The sequence below is a fragment of the Mesorhizobium sp. P3_A2 genome, assembly GCF_056403115.1.
Map to the genome: position 1 here is coordinate 60,481 of NZ_JBFUGC010000013.1, position 26,165 is coordinate 86,645.

General features: G+C 63.6%; 22 protein-coding genes. 13 read left to right on the plus strand and 9 right to left on the minus strand.

All coding sequences use genetic code 11. The annotated features are described in order from the left end of the window. Nucleotides 1-2 precede the first annotated feature (2 nt). Together AC1DXM_RS25835 and AC1DXM_RS25840 are read left to right on the plus strand one after the other, a co-directional pair. On the plus strand, nucleotides 3-1,220 hold the full coding sequence (locus AC1DXM_RS25835; RefSeq protein WP_477237478.1) for an efflux RND transporter periplasmic adaptor subunit: 1,218 nt from the start codon (nucleotides 3-5) through the stop codon (nucleotides 1,218-1,220). A gap of 313 nt (nucleotides 1,221-1,533) precedes the next feature. Next, complete coding sequence (locus AC1DXM_RS25840; protein ID WP_477237480.1) at nucleotides 1,534-1,827, plus strand: GYD domain-containing protein; 294 nt, start codon at nucleotides 1,534-1,536, stop codon at nucleotides 1,825-1,827. Between the two features lie 200 nt (nucleotides 1,828-2,027). Here the strand turns inward: AC1DXM_RS25840 and AC1DXM_RS25845 are convergent, their stop codons facing one another. Continuing rightward, nucleotides 2,028-2,672 (minus strand): DUF6314 family protein, encoded by a 645-nt coding sequence (locus AC1DXM_RS25845; protein ID WP_477237482.1) that lies wholly within the window; start codon nucleotides 2,670-2,672, stop codon nucleotides 2,028-2,030. 216 nt (nucleotides 2,673-2,888) lie between these two features. Here AC1DXM_RS25845 and AC1DXM_RS25850 point away from each other — a divergent pair, with 216 nt between their 5' ends. Continuing rightward, nucleotides 2,889-3,413, plus strand: a complete 525-nt coding sequence (locus AC1DXM_RS25850; RefSeq protein WP_477237484.1) for a hypothetical protein — start codon at nucleotides 2,889-2,891, stop codon at nucleotides 3,411-3,413. A 97-nt stretch (nucleotides 3,414-3,510) separates the two neighbouring features. Here AC1DXM_RS25850 and AC1DXM_RS25855 read toward each other — a convergent pair whose 3' ends face one another. Then, on the minus strand, nucleotides 3,511-4,284 hold the full coding sequence (locus tag AC1DXM_RS25855) for an SDR family NAD(P)-dependent oxidoreductase (RefSeq protein WP_477237486.1): 774 nt from the start codon (nucleotides 4,282-4,284) through the stop codon (nucleotides 3,511-3,513). A 156-nt stretch (nucleotides 4,285-4,440) separates the two neighbouring features. On the opposite strand from AC1DXM_RS25855, the gene AC1DXM_RS25860 reads away from it, so the two are divergent. The 3 genes from AC1DXM_RS25860 (at nucleotide 4,441) to AC1DXM_RS25870 (ending at nucleotide 7,839) form a co-directional block, all read left to right on the plus strand. Then, a complete protein-coding gene (locus AC1DXM_RS25860) occupies nucleotides 4,441-4,791 on the plus strand; it encodes a hypothetical protein (protein WP_477237488.1) in 351 nt (116 codons plus the stop codon). Between the two features lie 185 nt (nucleotides 4,792-4,976). Then, nucleotides 4,977-6,371 (plus strand): multicopper oxidase family protein, encoded by a 1,395-nt coding sequence (locus AC1DXM_RS25865; RefSeq protein WP_477237490.1) that lies wholly within the window; start codon nucleotides 4,977-4,979, stop codon nucleotides 6,369-6,371. 154 nt (nucleotides 6,372-6,525) lie between these two features. Continuing rightward, nucleotides 6,526-7,839 (plus strand): NAD(P)H-dependent oxidoreductase, encoded by a 1,314-nt coding sequence (locus AC1DXM_RS25870; protein ID WP_477237492.1) that lies wholly within the window; start codon nucleotides 6,526-6,528, stop codon nucleotides 7,837-7,839. A gap of 3 nt (nucleotides 7,840-7,842) precedes the next feature. On the opposite strand, the gene proC is transcribed toward AC1DXM_RS25870, so the two are convergent. From proC to AC1DXM_RS25885, 3 genes are all read right to left on the minus strand, one after another. Beyond that, nucleotides 7,843-8,658 (minus strand): pyrroline-5-carboxylate reductase, encoded by an 816-nt coding sequence (gene proC / locus AC1DXM_RS25875; protein WP_477237493.1) that lies wholly within the window; start codon nucleotides 8,656-8,658, stop codon nucleotides 7,843-7,845. An 85-nt stretch (nucleotides 8,659-8,743) separates the two neighbouring features. Next, the gene (locus tag AC1DXM_RS25880) at nucleotides 8,744-10,063 is read right to left on the minus strand and encodes an O-antigen ligase family protein (protein WP_477237494.1); all 1,320 of its coding nucleotides are present in this window, start codon (nucleotides 10,061-10,063) and stop codon (nucleotides 8,744-8,746) included. Beyond that, nucleotides 10,032-11,030, minus strand: coding sequence for a glycosyltransferase family 2 protein (locus AC1DXM_RS25885; protein WP_477237496.1), 999 nt, complete (start codon nucleotides 11,028-11,030; stop codon nucleotides 10,032-10,034). The genes AC1DXM_RS25880 and AC1DXM_RS25885 overlap by 32 nt, the downstream gene beginning before the upstream one ends. Nucleotides 11,031-11,201: 171 nt before the next feature. On the opposite strand from AC1DXM_RS25885, the gene AC1DXM_RS25890 reads away from it, so the two are divergent. Genes AC1DXM_RS25890 through AC1DXM_RS25900 form a run of 3 tightly spaced genes read left to right on the plus strand, consistent with a single transcriptional unit; the run spans nucleotide 11,202 to nucleotide 14,085 of the window. Further along, on the plus strand, nucleotides 11,202-12,374 hold the full coding sequence (locus AC1DXM_RS25890; protein ID WP_477237498.1) for a glycosyltransferase: 1,173 nt from the start codon (nucleotides 11,202-11,204) through the stop codon (nucleotides 12,372-12,374). Further along, nucleotides 12,371-13,165, plus strand: a complete 795-nt coding sequence (locus tag AC1DXM_RS25895; RefSeq protein WP_477237500.1) for a WecB/TagA/CpsF family glycosyltransferase — start codon at nucleotides 12,371-12,373, stop codon at nucleotides 13,163-13,165. The genes AC1DXM_RS25890 and AC1DXM_RS25895 overlap by 4 nt, the downstream gene beginning before the upstream one ends. Beyond that, the gene (locus AC1DXM_RS25900) at nucleotides 13,162-14,085 is read left to right on the plus strand and encodes a DUF6492 family protein (RefSeq protein ID WP_477237502.1); all 924 of its coding nucleotides are present in this window, start codon (nucleotides 13,162-13,164) and stop codon (nucleotides 14,083-14,085) included. The genes AC1DXM_RS25895 and AC1DXM_RS25900 overlap by 4 nt, the downstream gene beginning before the upstream one ends. Before the next feature lie 127 nt (nucleotides 14,086-14,212). On the opposite strand, the gene AC1DXM_RS25905 is transcribed toward AC1DXM_RS25900, so the two are convergent. After that, on the minus strand, nucleotides 14,213-15,508 hold the full coding sequence (locus AC1DXM_RS25905; protein ID WP_477237504.1) for a lipopolysaccharide biosynthesis protein: 1,296 nt from the start codon (nucleotides 15,506-15,508) through the stop codon (nucleotides 14,213-14,215). Between the two features lie 196 nt (nucleotides 15,509-15,704). Here AC1DXM_RS25905 and AC1DXM_RS25910 point away from each other — a divergent pair, with 196 nt between their 5' ends. From AC1DXM_RS25910 to AC1DXM_RS25925, 4 genes are all read left to right on the plus strand, one after another. Beyond that, nucleotides 15,705-18,053 (plus strand): GumC family protein, encoded by a 2,349-nt coding sequence (locus AC1DXM_RS25910; RefSeq protein WP_477237506.1) that lies wholly within the window; start codon nucleotides 15,705-15,707, stop codon nucleotides 18,051-18,053. 228 nt (nucleotides 18,054-18,281) lie between these two features. Next, nucleotides 18,282-19,181, plus strand: a complete 900-nt coding sequence (gene folD, locus AC1DXM_RS25915; protein WP_477237508.1) for a bifunctional methylenetetrahydrofolate dehydrogenase/methenyltetrahydrofolate cyclohydrolase FolD — start codon at nucleotides 18,282-18,284, stop codon at nucleotides 19,179-19,181. 53 nt (nucleotides 19,182-19,234) lie between these two features. After that, the gene (locus AC1DXM_RS25920; RefSeq protein ID WP_477237510.1) at nucleotides 19,235-20,197 is read left to right on the plus strand and encodes a GlxA family transcriptional regulator; all 963 of its coding nucleotides are present in this window, start codon (nucleotides 19,235-19,237) and stop codon (nucleotides 20,195-20,197) included. A gap of 149 nt (nucleotides 20,198-20,346) precedes the next feature. Then, on the plus strand, nucleotides 20,347-22,011 hold the full coding sequence (locus tag AC1DXM_RS25925) for a vWA domain-containing protein (RefSeq protein WP_477237512.1): 1,665 nt from the start codon (nucleotides 20,347-20,349) through the stop codon (nucleotides 22,009-22,011). 69 nt (nucleotides 22,012-22,080) lie between these two features. Here AC1DXM_RS25925 and edd read toward each other — a convergent pair whose 3' ends face one another. The 3 genes from edd to zwf all read right to left on the minus strand — a co-directional run bounded on the left by edd (nucleotide 22,081) and on the right by zwf (nucleotide 26,136). Beyond that, on the minus strand, nucleotides 22,081-23,904 hold the full coding sequence (edd, locus tag AC1DXM_RS25930) for a phosphogluconate dehydratase (protein ID WP_477237514.1): 1,824 nt from the start codon (nucleotides 23,902-23,904) through the stop codon (nucleotides 22,081-22,083). Between the two features lie 64 nt (nucleotides 23,905-23,968). Further along, nucleotides 23,969-24,685 (minus strand): 6-phosphogluconolactonase, encoded by a 717-nt coding sequence (gene pgl, locus AC1DXM_RS25935; RefSeq protein ID WP_477237516.1) that lies wholly within the window; start codon nucleotides 24,683-24,685, stop codon nucleotides 23,969-23,971. After that, a complete protein-coding gene (gene zwf, locus AC1DXM_RS25940) occupies nucleotides 24,667-26,136 on the minus strand; it encodes a glucose-6-phosphate dehydrogenase (RefSeq protein WP_477237518.1) in 1,470 nt (489 codons plus the stop codon). The genes pgl and zwf overlap by 19 nt, the downstream gene beginning before the upstream one ends. Between the last annotated feature and the right edge of the window lie 29 nt (nucleotides 26,137-26,165).

Consider the following 26,165-nt stretch of genomic DNA (forward strand, 5'->3'; position numbering starts at 1 on the left):
CCATGCGCACGATCTGGATGAAGCGAACGTTGGGCATTGCGGCCTTGGTGGCGTTGAGCGCCGGCGCCGTCTGGTTCGCATGGCCGCGGCCGATTGCAGTGGATCTGGCAACACTGACGAAAGGGCCTATGGAAGTCACGATCGACGACGAGGCGAAAACGCGCGTGCGTCATCTCTACACAGTGTCCGCCCCCATCGCGGGCAAGGTCCTGCGCATCTCTCCACCTCTCCACATCGGGGACCAGGTCACAAAGGACGAAACTGTAGTGGCGGTGATGCAACCGACGCTGCCGAGCTTTCATGATGCGCGCACCCATGAGGAGCTGCGGTCGGCGCTGGCTGCGGCCGATGCGGCGGTAAGCCTTGCGGCAGCCGAAATACGCCGTATCGAAGCCGCGCTCGCATTTTCGCGAACGGAGTTGGGGCGGGCCGAAGCGCTTGCGCGCACCGAGGCGATCTCCCTGAAGGTCCTCGACGGAGCCAGATTCGACGTCGAGACCAATGAAGCGGCCTTAGCCAGTGCGAAGGCTCAGCTGGAGGTTCGCCGAAACGAGCGCGACAGCGTTGAAGCACGGTTAGGTGAACAGTCGGGGGCCATCCCGGATCCAGATCCGGCCTGCTGCATACAGTTGCGCACACCCGTGACAGGCAGCGTCCTGAACATCATCCAGGAGAGCGAAGGTGTGGTTCAGGCCGGTGCACCGCTGATCGAAATTGGTGACCCGCTCGATCTCGAAATCGTCGCGGACCTCCTGTCAATCGACGCTGTCAGGATCAAACAAGGCGCGCCCGTGTGGATCGACAACTGGGGTGGATCCCCGGTCCATGGCCGCGTCGAACGCGTCGATCCCGCGGGCTTCACGAAGATTTCCGCACTCGGCATCGAGGAACAACGTGTCCGCACGACCATCGACTTCACCGACCCTCCCGCAAAATGGTCGGCACTGGGACACGATTATCGGGTGATCGTGCATGTCACGATTTGGAAAGCCACGGACGTCCTGACCGTGCCGGTGGGCGCCCTGTTCCGACAAGGGGACGACTGGGCGGTGTTCGCAGTCAAGGATGGTCGTGCACGGGCAACGATCATCAAGGTCGGTCAGCGAAACAATCGGATGGCGGAGGTTCAATCAGGCCTTGCCGCAGGCGATCGCGTGGTTCTGCACCCGAGTGATCGAGTCACGGACGGCGTGACCATAGCGGAGCGTGATGTGCGATAAGGCGGAAATGCCTCCAGCGGGCCTTTCGCCTGACGCAGCCGAAACCCGCACCTTAGGGGTGATCGCAGCCATTTTGTCGTCCGTCACAATGTTACAAAATACCATTTAAGTCATTGATTTTATTATAGATAGCCAGAGTTCAATCCTCTCTCGCAGCGCCAGCCTATCTCCTTGAAATCATTGAAGCCCTTGATTTGCAAGGCATGGCCTTCCTTGCCGTAAGTGGTTCGCGCACCTGACTCGTGTTATCGTAGTTCCGGGAGACGGCGGACGCGCCGTGAGTGCCCGCCCGCTCCCACTATGGGAGGAACAAATGGCTTATTACGTATTGCTGTCAAATTTCACAGATCAAGGTATCAAGAGCATAAAGGATACTCAGAAACGTGCTGAGGCCTTCAAGGCGATGGCCAGCAAGAACGGGATCAAGGTTCACACCCTGTTGTGGACGCTTGGTCAACATGATGTTGTGGTGATTGCCGAAGCCGACGACGACATTGCTGCCACCGCACTAGCCTTGTCGATCGCATCGCTAGGCAACATCAGAACTCAGACATTGAGGGCGTTCGACGCGGCGGATATGGCCAAGATAATGGCAAAGATGGCCTGACCGCCGCTGTGCTGCCTTGCGCAGACGGTTGAAGCCGACCGCTGAGCCGAACGGCGGCAAGCCTGTCTGTTTTCCATTAAGCGAAACCCCGGCAGAGCCGGGGTTTCTTGAAGGACGTTCAACTCGACGCATGGGGCCTTTCCGGCTGGATCTACGAGGTCATGACCTCGTAATCTACTTGCCTAGGCCAAGCTGGTTCATCAGGTCCCCAGGCGGCGGAACCGGCTGAGGCTCGCGTAGTTCTTGCGCGGCCCTTTGACCCGCCACGCCTCGGCCCATTCGTCGGGGCCGCGAAACAAGAAGCGCCCGGCATAGATATCGGCGCCGCATTGATGCTGGACGATCTGTGTTGCCTTCGGCTCGAGCTCGATGAATTCGCTGCCGTCGGCACGAAGTATCCCGACTAAGTGGCCGCGCCGCTCGAGCCTGTAGGCTCTGCTCGCCGGCATCGCATGAGCACCGATTTGCATGACGCCGCGCTCGGTGAATGCATCGGCGGTGACGACAGCGTTGCCGGTGAAATTGTATGTCGCACCGGCAAGGAAATCGATCATCGTGCGGCGGACCGTCCAGTCGCCGGCAAGGCTGTCGGCGATGTTCTGCCACGGCCTGGCGTCGGAGCCGGCCGCATGTTCGGTCAAATAGATGCGATCCACATTATACCCGTAACAATACCGCGCTTCGCTTCGTGTCATGGATAACATTAAAGGCCCAGACAGCGTCGGGCAAAGCCATTCGACCGTGACGCCTGTCAGGGTCACAAAACTGGCCGTTAGCTTCGTTTCATAACGGCCGTCTGACAACAGACTCCAGCCTTGCACGGCGGCATGCAGGACGTGCCGCATCCGGCACGGTGTTCGACGATCGCAAAGTCACCACCGGCCGCATGTCTTCGCTCCAGCCCGCGTTTGGCCGAAAAGTTCTTGCCCTGGAGTGAACAAACTCACAGTCCAAGGAGCAACATTTCTGTATAGCAATCGTGATCGGCAACACATCATTGCTGATGCGCTCGACTTTATTGATGTCTTGCGCAACGATCTTAACAGGGCAGGGAGGGTGCAATGGCCAAGAATTGGGAATTGAGAATTACGCGTACCGGTGAGCAGACAAGAGGCCCGAAGCGCAGAACAGTCGGGAAGTACGAAGTCTTTCACGACGGTGTCAAAGTGGCCGGTCTTTCCGGCGTGACTGCCGAAACGAAAGGCCCGGGCGACAACGGCACTGCCGGCAACAATCGTTGTGTCGAGGCCGGCACCTACAATCTGTTCACGCAAGCCGGTGCCAAATATGTGACGATCGGCTACACCTCGAACGTCAATCCGGCCGCGCTGAAACGTCCCGGCCTGCTGCTGCTGCCGACCGGCAAACGGGTCGGGATACTGATGCATCCGGGCCGCGGCTTCCTGTCGTCGATCGGCTGCATCAATCCGGCGACGAAGCTTGCAACCGCTACCGACGACATCAATTTTGTCGACAGCCGCAAGCGTGTCATCGCCATCATCGACGACATGAAGGCGTTTCTTGGCGCGTCCTTCCCGAGCAGCAACGGCGTCAAGATTCCGAACACGACGATCGTGATCAAATAAGCAATTCCAGGAAAAGTGTGAGCGGTTTTCCCGGGAAAAGCGCGTAGCGCTTTCCCTTGGGAATTGCGTCAGAACAAAAAGATACAGCGCCGGCGGCTCACGCCACCGACCAGCCACCATCGACCAGGATGTTGGCGCCGGTGATCAGCGATGCCGCCGGCGAAGCCAGGAACACCACGGTTCCCGCGACGTCGATCGGGTCGCCGATGCGGCCGAGCGGAATGTGGCCGAGCACATGCGCATGAAACTCCGGCTCGGCCAGCGAGGGGCGGGTGCCATCGGTCCAGATGAAGGTCGGCGCCACGCTGTTCACGGCGATGCCGTGCTGCGCCCATTCGGCGGCTAGGCAGCGGGTCAGATGGTTTATCGCCGCCTTGCTCATGCAGTAGATGGCTTCGCCCTTCAGCGTCACCGTGCCGGCCTGCGAGCTGATGTTGATGATGCGCCCACCTTTCTGCGCAATCATCAGCTTTGCCACCGCCTGGGTGGTGAAGAAGGTGCCCTTGAGGTTGACGTTCACCGTCAGGTCGAAATCGTCCTCGGTGACGTTCTCGGCCAGATTTTCCGGCCCGAGCCCGACATTGTTGACCAGAACGTCGATGCGGCCAAAGGCGGTATGCGCCTCGGCGACCGCCTTTCGCACGGTGGCGAGATCGGTCAAGTCCATCTCCACCGCCAGCGCCCGCCTGCCGATGCGCTCGATCTCGGCGGTCAATTCCGCCCCGTCGGCCTTGCTGCGCACGCCGACAATCATGTCGGCGCCGGAACCGGCGCAGGCCAGCGCACAGGCGCGGCCGATTCCGCGTGAGGCCCCGGTGACCAGCACCACCTTGCCGGCCAGATCGAATTTCGGCGTGTAATCCGTTGTCATCGCAAACCTCCCCTAAGAAGCCGTCAAGCCTGACTTGCATTATCCGGCGGCCGTGCTGAACAGTATCCGCTCGCAAGCTGAAAGCCAGCCAGCGCCGTGCGCATCGCCGACGACAAGAACACAGCTCGCCCAAGGACTTGCCATGGGGCGGCCATCATGATGCCATCTCGTTTGCGCAAGATATCGCTGGGTTTTGCCTTGACCATGGCCGGCCGCGCCGAAAACAACGTCGCTCATTTCGAAGAGGCGGTGTTGGTCCTGCGTGAAGCGATCGTGGTGCAAAAGAAGATCAATTCGGTGCCGGCTGTCGCTTGCACGCAGGACAGCCTGTGCGACGTGCTGGCCGACCTGGGCGCGGCCCGCAAGGACAAAGCGATGGCCGAGGAAGCCATCGCCGCCTGTCAGGAGGCGCTCGGCGTCTTCCGCGACAAGAAGATGGACGATCTCGCCGCCGGTTCGGAAAAGAACCTCGCCGAAGTGCAGGCGCTGCTCGCCGAACTGCACTGAAACTGGAGTGCCGCGCTCCGGCGGGCGGACGAATGGTCGTGACGCCAGCGTTAACGCTATAGCGCAAGCAAATGTCATCGGCTCGCCATGGCATGACAGGGAAGCGATGTGGCAGTATCGGCACTTGCGCCGGTTGCCGTCACCATCCAGGACACTGGCGCGACTATGTTCAGTTGGAGCTCTAGATGACCGTACTCACCCGCCGCAGGCTTCTAAAAACAGCCGCGGTAGCCGGCGTCGGCGGGGTCGGTCTTGCGGCGATGGCCAGGCTCGGCGGCTGGGCTGCGGCCGCTCCGGAGCCTGTGGTGCTCAAGACGGCAAAGATCCAGGCGAAGCTCATGGATGTCGGCCAGACCCGGGACGTGCTGACTTATGGTGTATCAGGAATGCCGCCGGTGTTGCGGATGAAAAAGGGCCAACCCTTCGCCGCGCGCCTCGTCAACGCCATCGACGATCCGACGACCATCCACTGGCACGGCATTCGCGTTCCAAACAAGATGGACGGCGTCCCCTTCCTGGTTCAGCCCTACGTCTATACCGGCGATCATTTCGACTACGCTTTCACGCCGCCCGATGCCGGCACCTTCTGGTATCACCCGCATTGCAACACGCTGGAACAGATCGGCCACGGCCTGACCGGCGTGATCGTGGTCGAGAATCCCAACGATCCGAAATTCGACGCCGAGGCGGTCGTCAATCTGCGCGACTGGCGGCTGGGCGACGACGCCCAGTTCATCCAGCAGTTCAGGCCACGCGATGCCGCAAAAACCGGAACCTATGGCACGGTGCGCACCGCCAACTGGCTCGACCAGCCGCAGTTCGACGCGCCGGCCGGCGGGCTGGTGCAGCTACGGGTCGCCATCACCGACGTCACCCGCATCTACGCCTTTCGTGTAGAGGGCGCGGAAGCCGCGGTCATTGCGCTCGACGGCAATCCGGTGCCGCAACGTTTTGCACCGGACGCCTTGCTGCTTGGACCAGGCCAACGCATGGATCTCGCCATCCGCATGCCCGACGAGGAGGGCGCAATCGTCAGCCTCGGCGATGTCAGGGGCACCAAGCCCAAGACGCTCGCCACCTTGCGCGGCACCGGTAGCTCGCTCAAGCGCGACCTGCGCGACCTCCTGCCCCTGGAGGTCAACCCCGTGGCGGAGGTGGATCTCGCCAGCGCGAAACACATTGCGCTCTCGCTCAGCGCCACGGCGGAAAACGTCCCGAGCGACGGCATATGCGGCTCGCTCGGCTACAGTTTCTGGGCCATCAACAAGGTGCCATGGCCCGGCGACACGCCGGACCCGACCGCACCCTTGGCCGAGTTGAAGCTCGGCAAAAGCTATGTCGTGGACATGGAGAATTTGACGCCGCAATCGCATCCGATCCATCTGCACGGCATGAGCTTCAAGGTGCTGTCGTCGTCGACGCGCCAGGTACAGCCGGTAATCTCCGACACCTATCTCATTCAGCCCAACGAGAAGGTGCAACTCGGCTTCGTCGCCGACAATCCCGGTGACTGGCTGCTGCATTGCCACATCATCGAGCATCAGAAATCGGGAATGACGAGCTACATCAGGGTGGTTTGAAGGGACGCTCGGGCCATCCGCTTCAGGAGCGGGTTAACCTGGCCGGCCGAGCTTATTGTTCGAGAAATTGCCGCGGTCCGCCGGTTTCGTTGGCAAAGCAGGGCCGTTCCCTGCTATTCCCGCCTGCAAATCAAGAAGCCGTGGACACGCTTGCATGACCAATGTTGCCCTGACCGGACTGGCCCGCGATCTCGCCAGGCGCGCCGCCGAGGGCAAGCCGGTGCGCATCGGCGTCATCGGCTCCGGCGAAATGGGCACCGATCTCGTCACGCAAGGCATGCTGATGCCGGGCATCGAGGTCTGCGCCGTCTCGACGCGCCGCCCGCACACCGCGCGTGACGCCATCCGCATTGCCTATGGCGATGAGGCGATGGCGGTCGAGGCCGACACGGCATCGAAAGTCACCACCGCGATCGAGGCGGGGAAAATCGCCATCACCTCGAACGACATGCTGGTCACAAATCCGCTGATCGACGTCGTCATCGACGCCACGGGAAAGCCCGGTGTTGCCGCCGATTTCGACCTCAAGGCGATGGAGCATGGCAAGCATCTGGTGATGATGAACGTCGAGGCCGATGTCACCATCGGCTGCTATCTCAAGCAGCAGGCCGACCGGCTCGGTGTCGTCTATTCTGTCGGCGCCGGCGACGAGCCGTCGAGCTGCATGGAGCTGATCGAGTTCGCCTCGGCGCTCGGCTACACCATCGTCTCGGCTGGCAAGGGCAAGAACAACCCGCTCAACCACGATGCCGTGCCGGATGACTATCGCGAGGAAGCCATCCGCCGCAACATGAACCCGCGCATGCTGGTCGAGTTCGTAGACGGCTCGAAAACCATGGTCGAGATGTGCGCCATCGCCAACGCCACCGGGCTGGTGCCTGATGTGCCTGGCATGCACGGACCCAAGGCCGACCGCGACCAGCTGGCAAAAGTGCTCGTTCCACGCGCCGATGGTGGCATCCTGTCGAAGAAGGGCGTCGTCGACTACACCATCGGCAAGGGCGTGGCGCCCGGCGTCTTCGTCATCGTCGAGGCCACGCATCCGCGCATCGTCGAGCGCATGGACGATCTGCATATCGGCCACGGCCCCTATTACAGCTTCTTCCGGCCCTATCATTTGACCTCGCTGGAAGTGCCGCTGACCGCGGCGCGCATCATGCTCTATGGCCGACCCGACATGGTGCCGCTGCCGAAGCCGGTCGCCGAGGTCTGCGCGGTCACCAAGCGCGATCTCGCCGTGGGCGAAACGTTCGATGCCATTGGCGAGACCTGCTACCGTTCCTGGACCATGACCGCTGAAGAGGCCCGTGCCCACCGCGCCGTGCCGGTCGGCTTGCTCGAGGGCGGCAAGGTGCTGAAACCGGTCAGGAAGGGTGAATTGCTGACCGTGGACAATGCCACGCCCGACCAGACGACAAGGCTGTACGCCCTGCGCAAGCTGCAGGATGAGATGCTTTACGGGGGCTGAAGCCTACTTCCCCAGCTCTATCGACCGCAGCCGCGCTGCTTCCACCGCCTCGGTCAGCAACTTCGTCAGCCGGTCTTCGCCCATCAGCACGGCAAGTGCTGCGGCGGTCGTACCGTTGGGGCTGGTGACCTGCTGGCGCAGCAGGCCGGGCTCCTCGCCGCTTTCGGCGGCGAGCGCGGCGGCACCATAGACGGTCTGCATGGCCAGCAGCCTGGCGGTCTCGGCCGGCAGCCCGGCCTTCTCGGCGGCAACCGTCAGCGCCTCGATGAAGTGGAAGATGTAGGCCGGGCCGGACCCCGAAACCGCCGTCACCGCATCCATCAGGCCTTCATCGTCGATCGTCGTCACCACCCCGCTCGCCGACAGCAACTCGGCGACGAAACGTCTGACATCGTCGGTCACCAGCGGGTTGGAATAGACCACCATCATGCCCTTGCCGATTGCCGCCGGCGTGTTCGGCATGCAGCGGATGATGGGTGCGAGGTGGCCGAGGATATGCTCGAACGTGGCGACAGGCGTGCCGGCGGCGATGCTGACGAAGGTGGTCCTGCCATCGGCGAAACGCTTGTAGGCAGTGGTGACGTCACGGATGACTTGCGGCTTCACGGCGATGACGACGAGGTCGGGCTCAGCATCGGCCGGGATGCCGTTGGCATCCTCGGCGACACCGCAGCCAAGATGCTCGGCGCGCTTGCGCAACTCGGCATTGGGCTCGACCACGAACACGGCTTGCGGCACAAGCTTGCCGGATTTCAGCCAGCCCGCCAGCATGGCGTAACCCATATTGCCGCAGCCGGCGAGAACGAGCCTGATCGTCATTGAGAACCCTCCGAGAACGCCTCTCCTTAGACGCTCGTGGCGGAGCGGGAAAGCCCCTCAAGGGCGCACGGATCAGGCCAGCTGGTCAGGAGCGTCGGCGCACCGCGATCGGCCGCAGCGACACTTGCCGCAGGCCAAGCACGCCGAGCACGAAGAACAGCCAGACCGGGTCGCCGCGGTGGAAGAAGAAGCTTTCGAGGAAAGCGTTCAGCGCCGTGAACAGCACCACCATCATGAAGAAATCACCGAGATAGATGTTCTCCTTGCGCGGCGGGATACGCATGTAGTCGCGCAGCGGCGCGATCAGGAAGGTGTAGACGGCCACACAAAGCGCCGGAATGCCCATCAGCACGGCGATGTCGAGATAGCCGTCATGGCCATGCACGATTGTCCGGATGTCCCAGGGCCGGTCGAAAGGCTGGTCCTGGCTGAGCAGCAGCGGCGTGCCCCAAAAACTTTCATAGCCGTAGCCGGACCACGGCTTCTTCGCCAGCATCTCGCCGGAGAACTCCCACAGCGTCGTACGTCCGGTATAGGTGAGGTCGGGGAAGTAGGTCGCCGCCAGCTCCTTCACCGGCGGGATGAAGACGATGCCGAGCGTGCCGACCGCCGTCGCGATGATCGCCAGCGCAAACAGGATCGGCGTGCCGAACCGCATGCCGATCAGGCCTGGCAGCACCACGATCAGAATCGAGAACGGCACCAGGCCGGCCGTCGTCTTGGAGCCGGTGTGCAGCATGAAGACCATCGCCGCGCTGAAGATCGCCACGCCCCAGAATTTCTGGCCGCGCCGGAAGAGATAGAGCCCGGCAAAGCTGAAACAGGCCATGATCGGCCCGGCGATGTTCTTGTGGGCGAAGACGCCGCGCCACAGGCCCGCATGTTCAGGCTCCTGCGAGTCGGCCGTGTGCAGCGCCTCGTGCGGAAAGACGATGAGGCCGATATAGGACAGGCCGATGACGACGATGGCGCAGAAGATGATGACTTTCGAAAAACTCTCGGCGTCGCGCGGCAGCACCAGGACCGTCGCTATCGTCAAGACGCCGAGCAGCGTGAAAAAGGCCGCGCGCATCGCCGAGGACGGGTCGGTCGCGTTGATGACCGAAAGCATGAAGAAGCCGAGCATCAGGATCCAGGACGGGCTGAGCAGCGAGCGCACTACTTTGGGGTCGGCGAACGTCAGCAGTGAGAAGATCGAAATGGCGCCGAGCGAACTGAAGCCGAGCTGGTTGACGATGTCGCCGCCGTCGCCGGTCAGTTCCGCGCCTGCCGGCTGAAACGGCCGGAACGACACGATGATGACGGCAAACAACAGCGCGGCAATCGCCGTCGCCACGCCATCGCGGGTGACGATGCCGCCCAGCAGCAGCTCGTCAGTTCTTTTCAGGCTGCCTGTATTGCTCATTGGCGTATCCGAATTCGGCAAGTACGCGGCCGAGCGCGACATAGACGGGATAAAGCGCCGTCGACAAGGAGCCTGTCCGCGCCAGCTTGACCGCACCGCGCAGCGGCGAAGCGGCAAGCAGCGCCAGACTTTTGGCAAACACCTTGACCCCGGCCAACGGCGTGCCGGCGCGTTTCCTCTTCTCGACCAGGGTCGAGATCACCCCGTTGCGCAAGGATCGGGCACGGATCCAGTCGGCCTCGACACGCCTGGCCGGAACGCCTTCGCGCACCTTGGCCTCGGCGCACCAGCCAAGCACGAAACCCTTCTGCGCAGACCGGCTGAGGAAGTCGGAATCGCCGCCGCCCATGAAATTGAAGCGGAGGTCGAGGAAGGGCGGTCCCATGGCGGTGAGCACGTTGCGCCCGACCAGAAGGTTGCCCGAGGAGTAGAGTGCGGCCACGCGCCCGGTCTCGCGATAGGGCGGCGCAAACACGGGGTGGTCGGCCCATTTGGCGTGAGCCTGATCGGCAAACACCGGTATTTGCGGCCCGCCGACAATGTCGGCGCCAAGCGTCTCCGACGCCTTGCACATCCGCTCCAGCCAGTCGGCGTCGGCGATCTCGTCATCGTCGATGACCAGCAGATGGCGGAAGCCAGGAAAATGCAGGATCGCCGTCTGCCAGCCGGCATTGTAGGCGCTGCAATTGCCGCGCTCATGCGCGATGATAACCATGCCCTGGATATCAGCGCGCTCGAACAGCGGCACTGCCGCCTTGGCGCCTTCACGCGCATCGGCTTCGTTCTCGATGACGATGACGGCAAAACGCCTGGCAGTCGTTTGCGCCTTGAGCGACGCCAGCGTTTCCAGGAGCAGTTGCGGCCGCTTGAAAGTCGGCAGCGTGACGACAGCTTCGATGGTGTCGGCGGCGAGCCCCGGAGAGCGTCCCGCGATCGATACCGAACCATCCGATGGCAAAGGGATCATCCGCTCCAGCCGCATGTATTAAATCTGGCTTCCGATAGCACCGCGATAATAACGTTTCGTTAATCACCTTTCGCAGCGAGCCTGCTGATCGGTGCCTTTCATCCGCTGCGTTGCGTGACTTAATCAAGGGTTCACCCAGCTTTGATAGTGGCTGACGCCTGGATAGGTGAGATGCATCTGCTGTTCGCCACATCGATCGTGCCCGACGGCGCACTCGCTTCGGGCTATGAGATCGCCAACGCTGCGATCATCGCCGCCTTGCGGCGCGCCGGCGTGCGCGTCACCGTCATCGGCTTTATTTGGCCGGGCAAGGCGGCAAGCGACCCCGAAAACACCATCGTGCTCGGCGCCGTCGACGTGCGCACGGAAAGCGCATCGGCGATGCGGAAGCTCGCCTGGCTCGGCAAGGCGATGCTGTCAGGACTCACCTTCGCTTCCGTGAAGCTGCGCGCGGTTTCCGACAGCGAAGTCCGCGCCGCCATCGAACGTGCCGGCCCTTTCGACGGCTATGTCCTGAATTCCGTGCAGTTCGCTGGTGCCTTTGAAAAACTGTTCGCCGACCGCCCATCGATCTTCGTCGCCCACAATGTCGAACATGCTTCGGCCAGGGAGAATGCGGCGGCTGCAAACAGTCGCTTCCAGCGCCTGCTGTTTGCCCGCGAGGCGAGCCTCCTCAAGACCATGGAGGAGCGGCTCTGCCGCCGGGCCTGCTTCGTCTTCACGCTGGCCGAGGAAGACCGCGCCGCACTCGGCGTTGCCTCCGACGACCGCTCGGCGGTGCTGCCGCTGGTGACCACTGCGACAGTGCCGAAGCCGGTAAAGCCGCGCCGCATCGATTGCGACGCGGCACTGATCGGCACCTGGACCTGGCAGCCGAACCGCATCGGCCTCGACTGGTTCCTGGAAAAAGTCGTGCCACATCTCAGGCGGAATTTTCGCATCAGGATCGCCGGTAACATGCCGTCCGACATCACCTCCGCCCATCCCGGCGTCGAATTCGTCGGCCGCGTGCCCGACGCCCAGGCTTTCGTTCGCGGCGCCGCCGTCATCCCGTTGATCAGCACCGCCGGCAGCGGCGTGCAGCTCAAGACCATCGAAACCTTCGAGCTCGGCCTGCCGTCGGTCGCCACCAGCCGCTCGCTGCGCGGCATCGACCATCGCCCGGCCAACTGCGTGGTGACAGACGATCCGGCCGCCTTCGCCGGCGCGCTGGAAGCGGCGGCGGCCGATGTCAGGGATGTAGACGGCACCGCATTCCATCGCAGTCAAATGAAGGCACTCGACGCCGCGATCAGACTCGGCCTGGAAAAGCTCGGGCCGGTCGGGCAGGAAGTGTTTGCATGAATATGCACACCGCCCGCGCCGCCCTTGGGCTAGACACGCTGAAGACGATCCTCGGCATTTCGGTCCTCGCCATCCGCTGGGATGACGCGATCGCGCTGCTGGCCCGGCTGATTGCCGAGCGGCGCTTCACCAAGGTCAGTTTCCTCAACGCTCACAATGCCAACATCGCCTATACCGATCCGGTCTTTGCCGAAGCGCTCGACGATTTCCTCATCCTGCCCGACGGCGTCGGCGTCGATCTGGCGGCAAAGCTGCTCTACGGCGCGCCATTCCCGGACAATCTCAACGGCACGGATTTCATTCCGGCCTTTCTGCAGGCATCGGCAAGGCCGCTGACCGTCGGGCTGCTTGGCGCCACCCGCGCCAACGCCGAGGCGGCGTCGATCAAGCTGACGGCGCTGGCCGTGCAGCACAAATTCGTCGTCATCCATGACGGCTATTTCTCGCCCGCCGAAGAGCAGGCAATCGTCGAACGGATCGAGGCGTTGCGGCCCGACGTGCTGCTTGTCGCCATGGGCGTGCCGCGCCAGGAATTGTGGATCGCCCGTCATATCGACGCTCGCCACTGCACGCTGCCGATCGCCGTCGGCGCGCTGCTCGATTTCCTCTCCGGCTCCGTGCCGCGAGCGCCGCTGTGGATGCGTCGGCTGAGGCTCGAATGGCTGTTCCGCCTGTGCATCGAGCCGGGCCGGCTGTGGCGCCGCTACGTCGTCGGCAATCCCTTGTTCTTGTGGCGTGTCGTCAGGCAGAAATTCTCGCATCGGCCCAAGCCTGCCGGAGAGCTGCGGTGAACAGCCGCTTCGTGCCTGATACCGCCGCCGACACGGGTGTCCTGCCGCAGACGCCGACAGCGGCGGTGGTGACCGCCAGCTATGCGCCGGATTTCGAGCGCTGCCGTCTGCTGTGCGAGACCCTCGACCGCCATGTCTCCGGCGTGGCGCATCACTACATACTGGTAGAGGGTCGCGACGTGGCGCTGTTTCGCCAATTGGAAAACAGCCACCGCACTGTTGTCGACGAACGCGACCTGCTGCCGCGCTGGCTGCGCGTGTTCGGCGATCCGATGAGCCTGTTTCGCCGCCGCCTCTGGCTCAGTTTCAAGACCCAGCCGCTCCGCGGCTGGCATGTGCAGCAGCTACGCCGCATCGCCATCGCCGGGCATGCTGGGGAAGACGTTCTGGTCTTCTGCGACTCCGACGTCGCGTTCGTCAAACCGTTCGATCTGAGCGCCTTCTGGCGCGACGGCAAGGTGCGGCTGTTCCGGCGCGACGGCGTGCTGTCGAACGAGGGTCACGACGAGCACCGCATCTGGTCGCGCAATGCGGGCGCGGCGCTTGGCATCGATCCATCCGGAGTTTCGACCCACGACTATATTTCGACGCTGATTGCCTGGCGCAGGCAGACCGTGACGGCGATGTATGCTCAGATCGAGAAGGTCCATGCGCGCGGCTGGGTCGAGGTCATCGGCTCGGCGCGCCGATTCTCCGAATGCATGATCTACGGCCGCTATGTCGATGATGTGCTGAAGGGCGCCGGCCATTTCCACGGCTCGGAAGAATTCTGCCGTGTGCATTGGACCGGAGAGGCGCTGTCGGACGACGAATTCCGCAGCTTCGTCGCCGCCATGGCGCCGGGGCAGGTGGCGATCGGCATGCAATCCTTCATCGGCACCGATATCCGCCGGATCCGCCGTCTGATCGGGCTGGACTAGCCGCGACAAGATTCAGGTCAGGCCGAGTCGAGAATGGTGGCTTCCGAGAACCGGAGCGGAGCGTACTAAAGTACGTGAGCACCGGAAGCACAGGAAGCCGCCTTTCGCAGGCCGGCCTCACCCGAATCTAGATAGCTTTTGCCGGCTTGCGCATCGCTGAATAAGTCAGCAACGCCGAGGCGAGATAGAGCAGCAGGAAGACGACATTGAGCGACAGCACCAGCGTAGGCGTGTCGGCGATCGTGGTCAGCACATAAGTCAACAGCAGCGCCTTCAGCGCGGCCAGCAGGCCGAGATTGAGTGCGCGGATCGCGGTCTGCCCGCGCGCGAACAGAAGCTCGGCCTGATATTCGATCAGGTTGCGCAGTCCCGGCACGCCGATTGCCAATGCCACCAGCGGTGCGGCCTCGGCGACATTCCTGCCCAGCGCATTGGGGAATAAATGCAGCACTATGCCGAGTGCCGCCAGCGCCAATGTCGACACCAGGAACACGCCGGCTTCGATGCCGCTTTTGACCCGCAGTCGCGACAACAGCTCCGGCGCCCGCATCATCCGCTGCACCAGCATCATCGAGAAGGTGCGGATCGGGATTGCCGTCAGGTCGACCAGCCGCATGATGATGGCATAGATGCCGGCCAGATGCGGCCCGCCGATCGCCAGCACGAGCAGCTTGTCGAATTCCGACTGCAGGTAGAACAGCACTTCGGCGCCGGCGACATAGATCGAATCGGCAAGCCGCCTGAGATAGAGCTCGGTGCGCAGCCTGAGCCGCTGGCGTGGATAGTAGAAGCCGAAGGCGAGCAGCAGCGAGGCGGCGTTGGCGCCGATGTAGAACAACGACCACACCCAGACGCTGTGCTGCCCCGACAGCATGAACAGCACCGCGCCGAGCGCGCGGAAAGCCGTTGTCACGATCGACAGCACCGCGGCACGGCCGAATTTGCCGAGCCCATTGTTGACGATCAGCACGACCTCGACCGGCCGCCACAAAAGCGCTTCGGCAAAGACTATTGCGGCAAAGATGGCCAGCGGCACGGTGCTGGCGAAGAAGATCAGGTAGACACCCCAGGAGGCGGCCGCCAGCAGCGGCAACGACACGGCGCCAAGCAGCAGGAAGCCGGCCGTGAAGGTGCCGATCAGGTTGGGTCGGATGGTGGCGGTCCGGTAAAGCGCCGAGATGAAACCGAAGGCGAGGATGCGCGACAGCATGACGCCGGCCGCCGAGGCGGTGGCGAACATGCCGAACTCGGCGATCGACAGCGTGTTGGCGAGTGCGATGAAATAGGCGAGCGAGAACACCAGCCGCCCACCGGCGCCGCTGATCGCTGAGAGATAGTCGCGGACCAGCCCCCGTCGTTCGGCCACGAAGGTACCGATCCGGGCGAGTGTCCGCCTTTGCGCTGTGTCGCTGGCCTGCATCATGTCGAGGAAAGCCATAGGCCGGAAAGTTTAACGTGCGGTTCTGACCACCCTTTTACGCTCTCGACAATGTGCGGCAGAAGCGAGAAACTTCGGCTTCGGGTCAAGGAAATTAACCTTTTGTTTCCCATGCCTGTTTAGCGTGGCTTAACGATTGGCCGACCGCCGCTCCCAAGCCGCCAAGGGTAAGTTTCGAGACATGGTCGACAGGGAAAACCGTGAAGACTGGAGGCGCGAGCGCTCCCTCCTGGCGCTCGGCAGGGCTGTGCGCGGCGACGAGGCGACGGATGCATCGCCGGTTTCGATCGGCGACCGCGCCGATCCGTCCTGGCGCGAGGACGCCGCCACGCGTCACCGGATCGCCCGCTCGCAGCGCGAGGCGCGGTCGAATTCCTCACGCGAAGCGGCGCCCGAGCCGCCACGAGCCGACCGCGAACCCGTTTCGGGCGAACCGTGGTCGTCGGCAGACGAGGCCGTTCGCAACAAGCAGGCCAGGCCGTCTGAAGCATCTGATTTTGGATCGCGTGACGGGGCCACCCGTTTCCAAGCCTACCGTTCGCAACCCGCTTACGAGCCCCGCTATGCCGCCGACACGCAGCGGCCGGATCGCGACGACGATCAGCAATGGAAGCCGCTGATCGACCCGGTGCAGGTTGTACGCGGCATCACCCGGTCCAAGCTGCTGATCGTCTCGACGACGATACTGGGAACGGTACTGGGCGTTGCCATTGCCGTCTCGACGCCGAAGAAATACGAGGCCACCACCCAGGTGGTCATCGAGCCAGGCGACCTGAAGCTGTCCGACAACGATCTCACCCAACCGGTCGGGCAGCCAGATGCGGCGCTGGCCGTTGTCGAAACCCGTATCAAGATGGTGACGTCCGGCAAGGTCCTCGACAAGGTCGTCGCCGATCTCAATCTCGTCGACGATCCGGAGTTCAACGGACAGGGTTCCGGCGGTCTTGGCGTCATGTCGCTCATCCGCTCGATCCTGTCGCGCCAGGATGGGCCTGGCGGTGCCGGCGAAGTGCGCCGCCAGGCGCTGGCGGTCGGCAATCTGGCCAAGAGCCTGTCGGTCGAACGCAGCGGCAAGAGCTTTGTCGTTTCCATCGGCGCCACCACCCAAAGTGCCGACAAGTCGGCGGAGATCGCCAACACGACGAGGGACGTTTTCCAGCAGGAGGCGGCCCAATACCAGTTCGGGATGGCCGGACGCGCGACGGACCAGCTGACGGCCAAGCTCGATGACCTGCGCAAGGATGTCGAGACGGCCGAGCGCAAGGTCGAGGATTTCAGGGCCACGCATGATCTCGTCGACGCGCAGGGCCATCTGATCAGCGACGACCAGATGCTGAAACTTAACGAGCAGCTCTCCGTCACCCGAGCCCGCACGCTGGAACTCAATGCGCGGGCCGCGTCGGCGCGTTCGCTGGACGTCAATTCGGTTATCAACGGCACCTTGCCGGAAGAAATCAATTCCAACACGATGAGCGAACTGCGCGCACAATATGCAGCTTTGAAGCAGGAGGCCGACCGCGCCGCCGTGCGTCTGGGGCCGCGCCATCCTGAATACCAGGCGCTCAACGCCCAGCTCGACGGCTCACGCGAGCGCATCGCCGGGGAACTGCGCCGCATCGCCTCGTCGCTGCAGGTCGACTTGAAGCGCTCGGTCCAGCTTGAGCAGGATCTCGCTTCCCGCCTGGCCCAGGCAAAGGTCCAGAGCGGCGACGTCAACAGCGATCTGGTCAGCCTGCGCGAACTGGAGCGCGATGCTACCGCCAAGCGCTCGGTCTACGAACAGTATCTTCTGCGCGCCAAGGAGACCGGCGAACAGCAAAACATCAACACCACCAACATCAATGTGCTGACCAAAGCGCAACCGCCACTCGAACCCAACGGGCCGTCGCGGGCTGTGATTGCGCTTGCCGGCCTGCTGCTCGGCCTTGCTTCCGGAATCGGTCTCGGCGCCATGCGCGGCGCCTTTGCAAGCCTGCGCGACGCCGCCAATTCGCGTTCGCGCGGCCGGATGGACGAGCGACGGCCACCCGTCGAAGACAAGGTCTATCGCGCGCCGCTGCCTGCACCTGCAGCACCTCCGGTGCAGCCGTTCGAGACGGCTCCTACCCGGAACCCAGGTCTGTTCGGCGGGATGCTTTCGGCCGTCCGCAAAGCCATACCAGGCGGCGAGGCGCCGCTGGAAAGACCCGCCAAGACAGGCCACGCCCAACCAGCCGCGCCGGCCATCGCCGAGCGCACGAGACCGATGCAGGAGCCCGTGGGCTATCGTCAGCCGGACTTCCGGCACGAGGCGCCGCCCGCCTATGCGCAGCAGCCCGGCTACGCGCAGCCCACTCAGCCGGCTGACTACGCCTATTCGCAGGCCCAGCCGTTGCAGGCAGCGCCCGAGAAGTGGTCTTCTCCGCAGCCCGCCGAGACGGCGCCGGACGACCAGCAGGAGCAAATCGACGATATCCGCGCCGGCCTGCGCGAATTTCGCGAGGCGGTGCGCGAACTCACCGAAAACCGTTCGCGCCGCCGCTATTTCTGAACCCGTCAGCACGGAATAAAAGCTGCCGGTTTCGGGTTAGCGGCATCTGACGGCGCTTTGACGGGATTGCTTGGGCCAAATTTCGTGAAAATGCCGCGCAGCATGGCGCTCAAAAAGCGCTGCCTTCGGGCTTGACCCGAACGGGCGGAACGTTTGGAACAACGACATGCGCGAAACAATGTTCAGGGCGCGCGCCGCGCCTTGCTGGAATGATGTCGAGGATGGTTCATGGCCGAAGTGATTGACGGAAAGATCGTCGCCGGAGACGTGGTTCAGAAGGTCAAGACCTTGACCGCGGACCTGATCGCCAAGGGCAGGGCCAAGCCCGGCCTGGCGGTGGTCATCGTCGGCGAGGATCCGGCAAGCCAGGTCTATGTCGCTTCCAAGTCGCGCACCGCCAAGGAATGCGGCTTTCATTCGCTCCAGCACACGCTGCCGGCCGACACGTCAGAAGAGGCACTGCTGAAGATCATCAGCGAGCTCAACGCCGATCCGGCCGTCAACGGCATCCTGGTGCAGCTGCCGCTTCCCGCCCATATCGATGCCGGCAAGATCATACAGGCCATCGCGCCGCAAAAGGATGTCGACGGCTTCCACTTCATCAATGTCGGCAAACTCGGCACCGGCGAACTCGAAACCGCCTTCATGCCCTGCACGCCGGCGGGCTCCATGCTGCTGATCGAACGCGTGCGCGGCAAGGATCTTTCCGGTCTCAATGCGGTGGTCGTCGGCCGCTCCAACATTGTCGGCAAGCCGATGGCCAATCTGCTGCTTGCCGCCAATTGTACAGTCACCATCGCCCACAGCCGCACCAGGGACCTCCCGGCGCTGGCCCGCACCGCCGACATATTGGTGGCGGCCGTCGGCCGGGCTGAAATGGTCAAAGGCGATTGGGTCAAGCCGGGCGCCACAGTGATCGACGTCGGCATCAACCGCGTTCCGGCACCCGAGAAGGGTGAAGGCAAAACCCGCCTCGTCGGCGACGTCGCCTATGCCGAGGCGGCGAAGGCGGCGGGCGCTATCACCCCTGTTCCCGGCGGTGTCGGACCGATGACCATTGCCATGCTGATGGCCAATACGTTAGCCTCAGCCTACCTTGCGGCCGGCTTGAAGCGGCCTTCCTTCTGACCCAGAAAGCAGCTTCTTTGCCGAACCCCAGTATTCCCTCTGAACGGCCGGTCATGGATGATCCCGTTCAAGGCGGCCGGCAATTCGCGTTCCTGCTGGTCGACAAGTTTTCGATGTTTTCGCTGGCCGCAGCGATCGACACTTTCCGTTCGGCCAACCGCCTGCTCGGCCGCGATTTTTACGGCTGGACCACGGTTTCGGCCGACGGTGACCCGGTCATGGCCTCCAACGGCCTGCCGCTCAAGATCGACTATGCGGTCGCTGATCTGCCGCCGGTCGACATCCTGTTCGTCTCGGTCGGGCTGACCACCGAATTCCCCGGCAAGAGCAAGGTGCTGGCCGCGCTGCGCAGCTGGGGCCGGCGCGGCAACGCGCTCGGCGCGCTGTCTGTCGGTTCCTATCTGCTCGCCGAAGCCGGCCAGCTCGAAGGCTATCGCTGCACCATCCATTGGGAAAACCGCGCCGGCTTCGTCGAGCGCTTTCCCGACATCAACTGCACCGGCAACGTCTTCGAGATCGACCGCAAGCGCTACACCTGCGCCGGCGGCACCACCTCGATCGACCTGATGCTGGAGATCGTGCGCGGCGATTTCGGCTCGAACCTCGCCAATGGCGTCGCCAACCAGTTCCAGCATGAGCGCATCCGCTCTGCCGGAGACCGCCAGCGCGTCGGGCCGGAACGTGATCTCACCGGCAAGTCGGAGAAGCTGAGGCGCATCGTCGAACTGATGGCCGACCATCTCGACGAGCCGCTGTCGGCGGTGCAGCTTGCCAAGTCGGCGGGCCTGTCGGTGCGCCAGGTCGAACGCCTGTTCCTGCGCCATCTGAGCGTCACCCCCGGCCGCTATTACATGCGGCTCAGGCTCGAGCGGGCGCGCGAATTGCTGCGCCAGACCAACATGCCGATCCTCGATGTGGCGATCGCCACCGGCTTCACCTCGCACTCGTATTTCGCGCAGAGCTACCGGCTGCAGTTCGGCCGTCCGCCTTCCGAGGAGCGGCGCACCACCTATTGATGCGGTGCTGGGCCAGCCCCGGAATAGGTCGTTGGCCCGGGCCGATCCTGTTACACTGCAACCGTTCGTGACTCGCTCTAGGCTTGTGTCCGAACGCACCGTCAAATAGCTTCCGGCGCGGACCAGAGGGCGGCCTCAAGGAGATTCCAATGGCGGGACTTTTGCGGAGCGTCGCTGCGGCGCTGCTCCTTTTGTCGATGACGTCGCTCGGCTTTGCCGCAAACAAGGTCATCATCATCCTTGACGCTTCAGGCTCGATGTGGGCCCAGATCGACGGCAAGCCGAAGCTCGAAATCGCGCGCGAATCGCTCAGGACCGTTCTGCAGTCGGTTCCGGCCGACGACGAGATCGGCTTCATGGCCTATGGCCATCGCGAGAAGGGCAGCTGCGAGGACATCGAGCTGATCGTGCCGCCGCAGGCCGGCTCGGCCAGTGCCATTTCGGCCGCCGCCGACAGCCTGAAATTTTTGGGCAAGACGCCGCTGACCGCTGCCGTCAAGCAGGCGGCTGAAGCCTTGAAATACACCGAGGACAAGGCGACCGTCGTTCTCATCACCGACGGGCTTGAAACCTGCGAAGGTGACCCGTGCTCGCTTGGCAAGGAGCTGGAAGCGTCGGGCGTCGACTTCACCGCCGATGTCGTCGGCTTCGGCCTGACCGCCGACGAAGGCAAGCAGATCGCTTGTCTCGCCGACAACACAGGCGGCAAATACATCCAGGCCTCGGACGAGAAAGCGCTGCAGGAAGCGCTGGTCGAAACCGTCGCCGCCCCAGCACCAGCGCCTGAACCTGCGCCGGCGCCTGCTCCGGCACCGGCGCCCGAACCGGCCAAGCCCGAATTCAATTTCATACCGAGCGTGGTCATGGCCGAAGGCGGCGATCCAATCACCGATGGCAATGCCTGGGAGGTCTACAAGGCCAAGCCTGATGGCACGCGTGGCGAGTCCGTCACCACCCAGTACAACAGCTACGAGGCCAATCTCGAGCCGGGCGACTATATCGTCGTCGCGCGCGCAGATCAGGCCCAGGTGGAACAGAAGGTCAAGATCGAGGCCGGGCAGGTCTACAAGCCGCTCTTCACCTTGAACGCCGGCACCATGCTCATCCATCCGAAGGCCTACCAGGGTGCCGATATCAGCGACGAAGCCCATGTCGACTTCGCCTTCCCGGGCGGCAGCACCACTCACTATGGCGATACCAAGATCATCGTGCCGGCCGGTGAGCAGAAGGTGACGGTTACGATCGGCAGTGGCTCGGTGACCGAGACCATCCAGCTCGCCGCCGGACAGACGGTCGAAAAGGACATCGTCGTCGGCGTCGGCCACGCCGTCGTCAACGCCTACTACACCGCGGGCGGCGACAAGGCCGACTCGTCGGGCATCAGCATCCAGATCGTCAAGGCGAAGAAAAAGATCGACGGCTCGCGCGAAGACATCGCCCATTCCTATGGCCCTGACAGCAAGTTCTGGCTGCCGCCGGACGACTATGTCGCGGTCACCGCGCTCGACCTCGCGACCGTCGAACAGCCGTTCAGCGTCAAGGTCGGCGACAACCAAGACGTTAAGGTGACGCTCGATGCCGGCGTGCTGGCCATGTCGGCGCCGGGCGCCTATTCGATCGAGGTGCTGTCGCCGAAGAAGGACATCCAGGGCAACCGCAAGGCGCTTGGCCTGAGTTATGGCGACACCTGGCAGCAGACCATTCCGGCCGGCGACTATGTTGTCGTCCGCCACATGTCCGGTGAAGGCCAGGACAAGGAAATGCCGGTGACGGTCAAGGCCGGCGAACGGACCGAGATTACGGTCCAGCCGTAATTGGCGTTTCATCCCAACGAAAAAAGGACGGCCTTGAGCCGCCCTTTTTGTGTCGCAGGAAATGATGGTTCAGGCCGTGCCGAAAGCGCTGGCACCATGGTCGGCGCGGCCGACCAGCTGGCGGAAGCCGGCGAACAGCTCGCGGCCGAAGCCGAACTCGTTGCCGATGAGATCGATGTCGGCCGTGCGGCGCAGCGCGAGCTCAGGCCCAGGCACCAGCACTTCCAGCGTGCCGGCGTCGGCGTCGAGCCGGATGATATCGCCGTCATGGATCCGGGCGATAGGCCCTTCCTCGACCGCTTCCGGCGTCACATGGATCGCCGCCGGCACCTTGCCGGAAGCACCCGACATGCGCCCGTCGGTGACCAGCGCGACGCGCTGGCCGCGATCCTGCAGGATGCCAAGCACAGTGGTCAGCTTGTGCAGTTCCGGCATGCCGTTGGCCTTCGGCCCCTGGAAGCGGATGACGGCGATGAAGTCACCCGTGAGCGTGCCAGCCTTGAAGGCTTCGTTGAGGCCTTGCTGGCTGTCGAACACCTTGGCCGGCGCCTCGATGACGCGGCGTTCCGGCTTCACGGCGGACGTCTTGATGACCGCATGGCCGAGATTGCCGGCCAGCACCTTCAGGCCGCCGGTCGGTTGGAAGGCCTTTTTGAAGGGCGCCAGCACTTTCTCGTCGCCGCTCTGCAGCGGCGAGGCTTCGCGGACCACGCTGCCGCCTTCGCCGAGCCGTGCCTCGACCGCATAGGGCCGGAGGCCTTCGCCCCACACTGTCTGCACATCCTCATGCAGGATGCCTTCGTCGAGCAGTTCGCGGATCAGGAAGCCAAGCCCGCCGGCGGCATGGAAATGGTTCACGTCGGCAAGCCCGTTCGGATAGACACGGGCCAGAAGCGGCACCGCTTCCGACAGGTCGGAAATGTCCTGCCAGGTCAGCGTGATGCCGGCCGCCGCGGCCATGGCAATGAGATGGATGGTGTGGTTGGTCGAGCCGCCGGTGGCGTGCAGGCCGACCACGCCGTTGACGAAAGAGCGTTCGTCGATCATGCGGCCGACCGGCGTGTAGGCGTTGCCAAGCGCGGTGATCGCCAGCGCCCGCTTCGTCGCCTCACGCGTCAGCGCGTCGCGCAGCGGCGTGCCCGGATTGACGAAGGAGGCGCCCGGCGTATGCAGGCCCATGATCTCCATCAGCATCTGGTTGGAGTTGGCGGTGCCGTAGAACGTGCAGGTGCCCGGCCCATGGTAGGATTTGGACTCGGCTTCGAGCAGTTCGGCACGACCGGCTTTGCCCTCGGCGTAGAGCTGGCGAACCTTGGCCTTCTCGTCATTGGGCAGGCCCGTCGTCATCGGCCCGGCCGGTACGAACACCGCCGGCAGATGGCCGAAGGTGAGGGCCGCGATCACCAGCCCCGGAACGATCTTGTCGCAGACGCCGAGATAGACGGCGGCATCGAACATGTTGTGCGACAGGCCGATTGCCGCGGCCATGGCAATCACGTCGCGTGAGAACAGCGACAGCTCCATGCCCGGCTGTCCCTGGGTTACGCCGTCGCACATGGCCGGCACGCCGCCGGCCACTTGCGCTATGCCACCGACTTCGCGCGCGGCATCCTTGATCAGCGCCGGAAACGTCTCGAACGGCTGATGCGCCGACAGCATATCGTTGTAGGAGGTGATGATGCCGAGGTTCGGCACCTTGTCGGCGCCAAGCACCAGCTTTTCAGACGGGCTGCAGACGGCAAAGCCATGCGCGAGGTTACCGCAGGACAGCACCGAACGGTTGGCGGTGCGGTTGGAGGCCTCGGCGATGCGCCCGAGATAGCGTTCGCGGCCGGCTTTTGAGCGCTGGCGGATGCGTTCCGTGATGGCTTCGATGTCGCGTCTGGCTGTCATGGTCGGTCCTTTCGAGCCCCGGAGAACGTCCTCCCACTGTTTGCCGGGACTGCTTTCGTGAAAATCAAGGTGCCCAGAACACCTCTACTGGTATCGGGGCTGCTTCGAGCACTTTGCGAACGGGCTTCTTCGCGCCCGGTCCCATCGCGTTCTCGAAGGCGGTGCGCTTGTCCTCGCCTTCGATATGCAGCGCGATGAAGCCGGCGGCGATGATGCGCGCCATCGATAGGGTCAGCCGCGGCTCGCCGCCGCTCGGTGCATGCACCGGCAGCACGATCCTTTGCGAAGCAGGATCGAGCAAGGCGGGTAGATTGTCGGCATCGGGAAAGAATGAGGCGGTGTGGCCGTCGCCGCCCATGCCGAGCACGACGACGTCGAGCGGCCAGGCCAGTGCCTTGAGTGCCGTGTCGTCGGACGCTGCGGCAGTCTCGATGCTTGCGGCCTGGTGATACATCGGCACGAAATGCGCGGCGGCGGCCGCGTTCTGGAGCAGGTTGGCGGCTACCAGCCCGGCATTCGAGCGCGGCGAGGAGGCCGGCACGAACCGTTCGTCGACCAGCGTGACCGTCACCTTGTTCCAGGCGATCGGAATGGCCGACAGCGCTGCAAAGAATTTCGCCGGCGTGGTGCCGCCGGAAACGGCAAGCAGAGCCGTGCCGCGCTCGTCGATGGCCTTGGTCAGCCGCGCCGCGACATTGCCGGCAAGGGCTGCCGCCAGGTCCTGGCGCCCGGCAAAGCCGTTCCAGCTGTAGGCCGGCTCGCTCAATTGCTCTCGTGCCATGTCCGCCCGTCGCGTTCGATCAGCGCAATCGAGGCCGAAGGGCCCCATGTGCCGGCCGTATAGCCTTGCGCTTCCTGCCTGGCGCTTTCCCAGGCGTTCTGGATCGGATCGATCCACTTCCATGCCGCCTCGACTTCGTCGCGGCGCATGAACAGCGTCTGGTTGCCGCGCACGACATCCATGATCAGCCGTTCATAGGCATCGGGCGCGCGCCCGTCGAAAGATGTTGCGAAGCTCATGTCGAGCGGGATCTGGCGCAGCCGCATGCCGCCCGGACCCGGATCCTTGATCATGATGAACTGCTTGACGCCCTCGTCGGGCTGCAGCCTGATCACCAGCTGGTTGGCGAAGATCGGTCCGGCGCTGTCGCCGAAGATCGAATGCGGGATTGGCTTGAACTCGATGACGATTTCAGAGACCCGGGTCGCCAGGCGCTTGCCGGTTCGGAGATAAAATGGAACGCCGGCCCAGCGCCAGTTGCCGATCTCGGCCTTGATGGCGACGAAGGTCTCTGTGTTACTGTCCTTGCCCAGCTCGTCGACATAGCCTTTGACGGCGCCACCGGCCGAGGCGCCGGCACGATACTGGCCGCGCACGGTGTGCTTGGGCGCTTCGTTGCCGTTGATCCGCTTCAGCGCGCGCAGCACCTTCAGTTTCTCGTCGCGCACGGCGTCCGCATCCATCGACGACGGCGCCTCCATGGCGACCAGGCACAACAGCTGCAGCATGTGGTTCTGCACCATATCGCGCAGCGCGCCGGCCTTGTCGTAATAGGTGACGCGGTCCTCCAGCCCGACGGTCTCGGCGACCGTGATCTGCACATGGTCGACATGCGCCGAGTTCCACAGCGGCTCGTAAAGCGCATTGGCAAAGCGCAGCGCCATCAGGTTCTGCACCGTCTCCTTGCCGAGATAGTGGTCGATGCGGAAGATCTGGCTTTCGTGGAAGTCGTCGCCGACCAGGTCGTTGAGCTTGCGCGCCGAATCGAGGTCGCGGCCGATTGGCTTTTCCAGCACGATGCGCGAATTCGGCGTGATCAGATTGTGCGCTTTCAGCTGGTGCGAGATGTCGCCGAACAGCGCCGGCGCCACCGCCAGGTAGAAGGCGCGGATGCGGTCGCTGTCGCCGATCGCCTTTTTCAGCTTGTCGAAGCCGGCGCCCGTCGTCGCGTCGGCCGACACGTAGGACAGCCGCGCCAGGAACGTCTTCAGCTCTTTGGCGTCGATATCGGCCGGCTTGACGTGGTCGGAAATCGCCTGGCTGGCGAAGGCCTGGAATTCCTCGTCGCTCATCTTCGAGCGCGACGTGCCGATGATGCGGGTCGGCTCGGAAAACTGATGGTCGCGCTGGCGATGGTAGAGCGACGGCAGGAGCTTGCGTTCCGACAGGTCGCCGGTGCCGCCGAAGATGATGAAGTCGAAAGGATCGACGGGGATGATCTGGCTGGTCATGGTCTGTCCGCTTTGACACCGCTCGCTGT

Excerpts from the sequence above, each read along its gene's own strand:
- AC1DXM_RS25880 (WP_477237494.1), bottom strand. The coding sequence starts at position 10,063 with ATGAGCAATACAGGCAGCCTGAAAAGAACTGACGAGCTGCTGCTGGGC.
- AC1DXM_RS25845 (WP_477237482.1), bottom strand. The coding sequence starts at position 2,672 with ATGCGGCACGTCCTGCATGCCGCCGTGCAAGGCTGGAGTCTGTTGTCA.
- pgl (WP_477237516.1), bottom strand. The coding sequence starts at position 24,685 with ATGGCACGAGAGCAATTGAGCGAGCCGGCCTACAGCTGGAACGGCTTT.
- AC1DXM_RS25890 (WP_477237498.1), top strand. The coding sequence starts at position 11,202 with ATGCATCTGCTGTTCGCCACATCGATCGTGCCCGACGGCGCACTCGCT.
- folD (WP_477237508.1), top strand. The coding sequence starts at position 18,282 with ATGGCCGAAGTGATTGACGGAAAGATCGTCGCCGGAGACGTGGTTCAG.
- AC1DXM_RS25920 (WP_477237510.1), top strand. The coding sequence starts at position 19,235 with ATGGATGATCCCGTTCAAGGCGGCCGGCAATTCGCGTTCCTGCTGGTC.
- AC1DXM_RS25840 (WP_477237480.1), top strand. The coding sequence starts at position 1,534 with ATGGCTTATTACGTATTGCTGTCAAATTTCACAGATCAAGGTATCAAG.
- AC1DXM_RS25855 (WP_477237486.1), bottom strand. The coding sequence starts at position 4,284 with ATGACAACGGATTACACGCCGAAATTCGATCTGGCCGGCAAGGTGGTG.
- AC1DXM_RS25870 (WP_477237492.1), top strand. The coding sequence starts at position 6,526 with ATGACCAATGTTGCCCTGACCGGACTGGCCCGCGATCTCGCCAGGCGC.
- AC1DXM_RS25905 (WP_477237504.1), bottom strand. The coding sequence starts at position 15,508 with ATGATGCAGGCCAGCGACACAGCGCAAAGGCGGACACTCGCCCGGATC.
- proC (WP_477237493.1), bottom strand. The coding sequence starts at position 8,658 with ATGACGATCAGGCTCGTTCTCGCCGGCTGCGGCAATATGGGTTACGCC.
- AC1DXM_RS25850 (WP_477237484.1), top strand. The coding sequence starts at position 2,889 with ATGGCCAAGAATTGGGAATTGAGAATTACGCGTACCGGTGAGCAGACA.
- AC1DXM_RS25910 (WP_477237506.1), top strand. The coding sequence starts at position 15,705 with ATGGTCGACAGGGAAAACCGTGAAGACTGGAGGCGCGAGCGCTCCCTC.
- zwf (WP_477237518.1), bottom strand. The coding sequence starts at position 26,136 with ATGACCAGCCAGATCATCCCCGTCGATCCTTTCGACTTCATCATCTTC.
- AC1DXM_RS25925 (WP_477237512.1), top strand. The coding sequence starts at position 20,347 with ATGGCGGGACTTTTGCGGAGCGTCGCTGCGGCGCTGCTCCTTTTGTCG.
- AC1DXM_RS25860 (WP_477237488.1), top strand. The coding sequence starts at position 4,441 with ATGATGCCATCTCGTTTGCGCAAGATATCGCTGGGTTTTGCCTTGACC.
- AC1DXM_RS25835 (WP_477237478.1), top strand. The coding sequence starts at position 3 with ATGCGCACGATCTGGATGAAGCGAACGTTGGGCATTGCGGCCTTGGTG.
- AC1DXM_RS25885 (WP_477237496.1), bottom strand. The coding sequence starts at position 11,030 with ATGATCCCTTTGCCATCGGATGGTTCGGTATCGATCGCGGGACGCTCT.
- edd (WP_477237514.1), bottom strand. The coding sequence starts at position 23,904 with ATGACAGCCAGACGCGACATCGAAGCCATCACGGAACGCATCCGCCAG.
- AC1DXM_RS25865 (WP_477237490.1), top strand. The coding sequence starts at position 4,977 with ATGACCGTACTCACCCGCCGCAGGCTTCTAAAAACAGCCGCGGTAGCC.
- AC1DXM_RS25895 (WP_477237500.1), top strand. The coding sequence starts at position 12,371 with ATGAATATGCACACCGCCCGCGCCGCCCTTGGGCTAGACACGCTGAAG.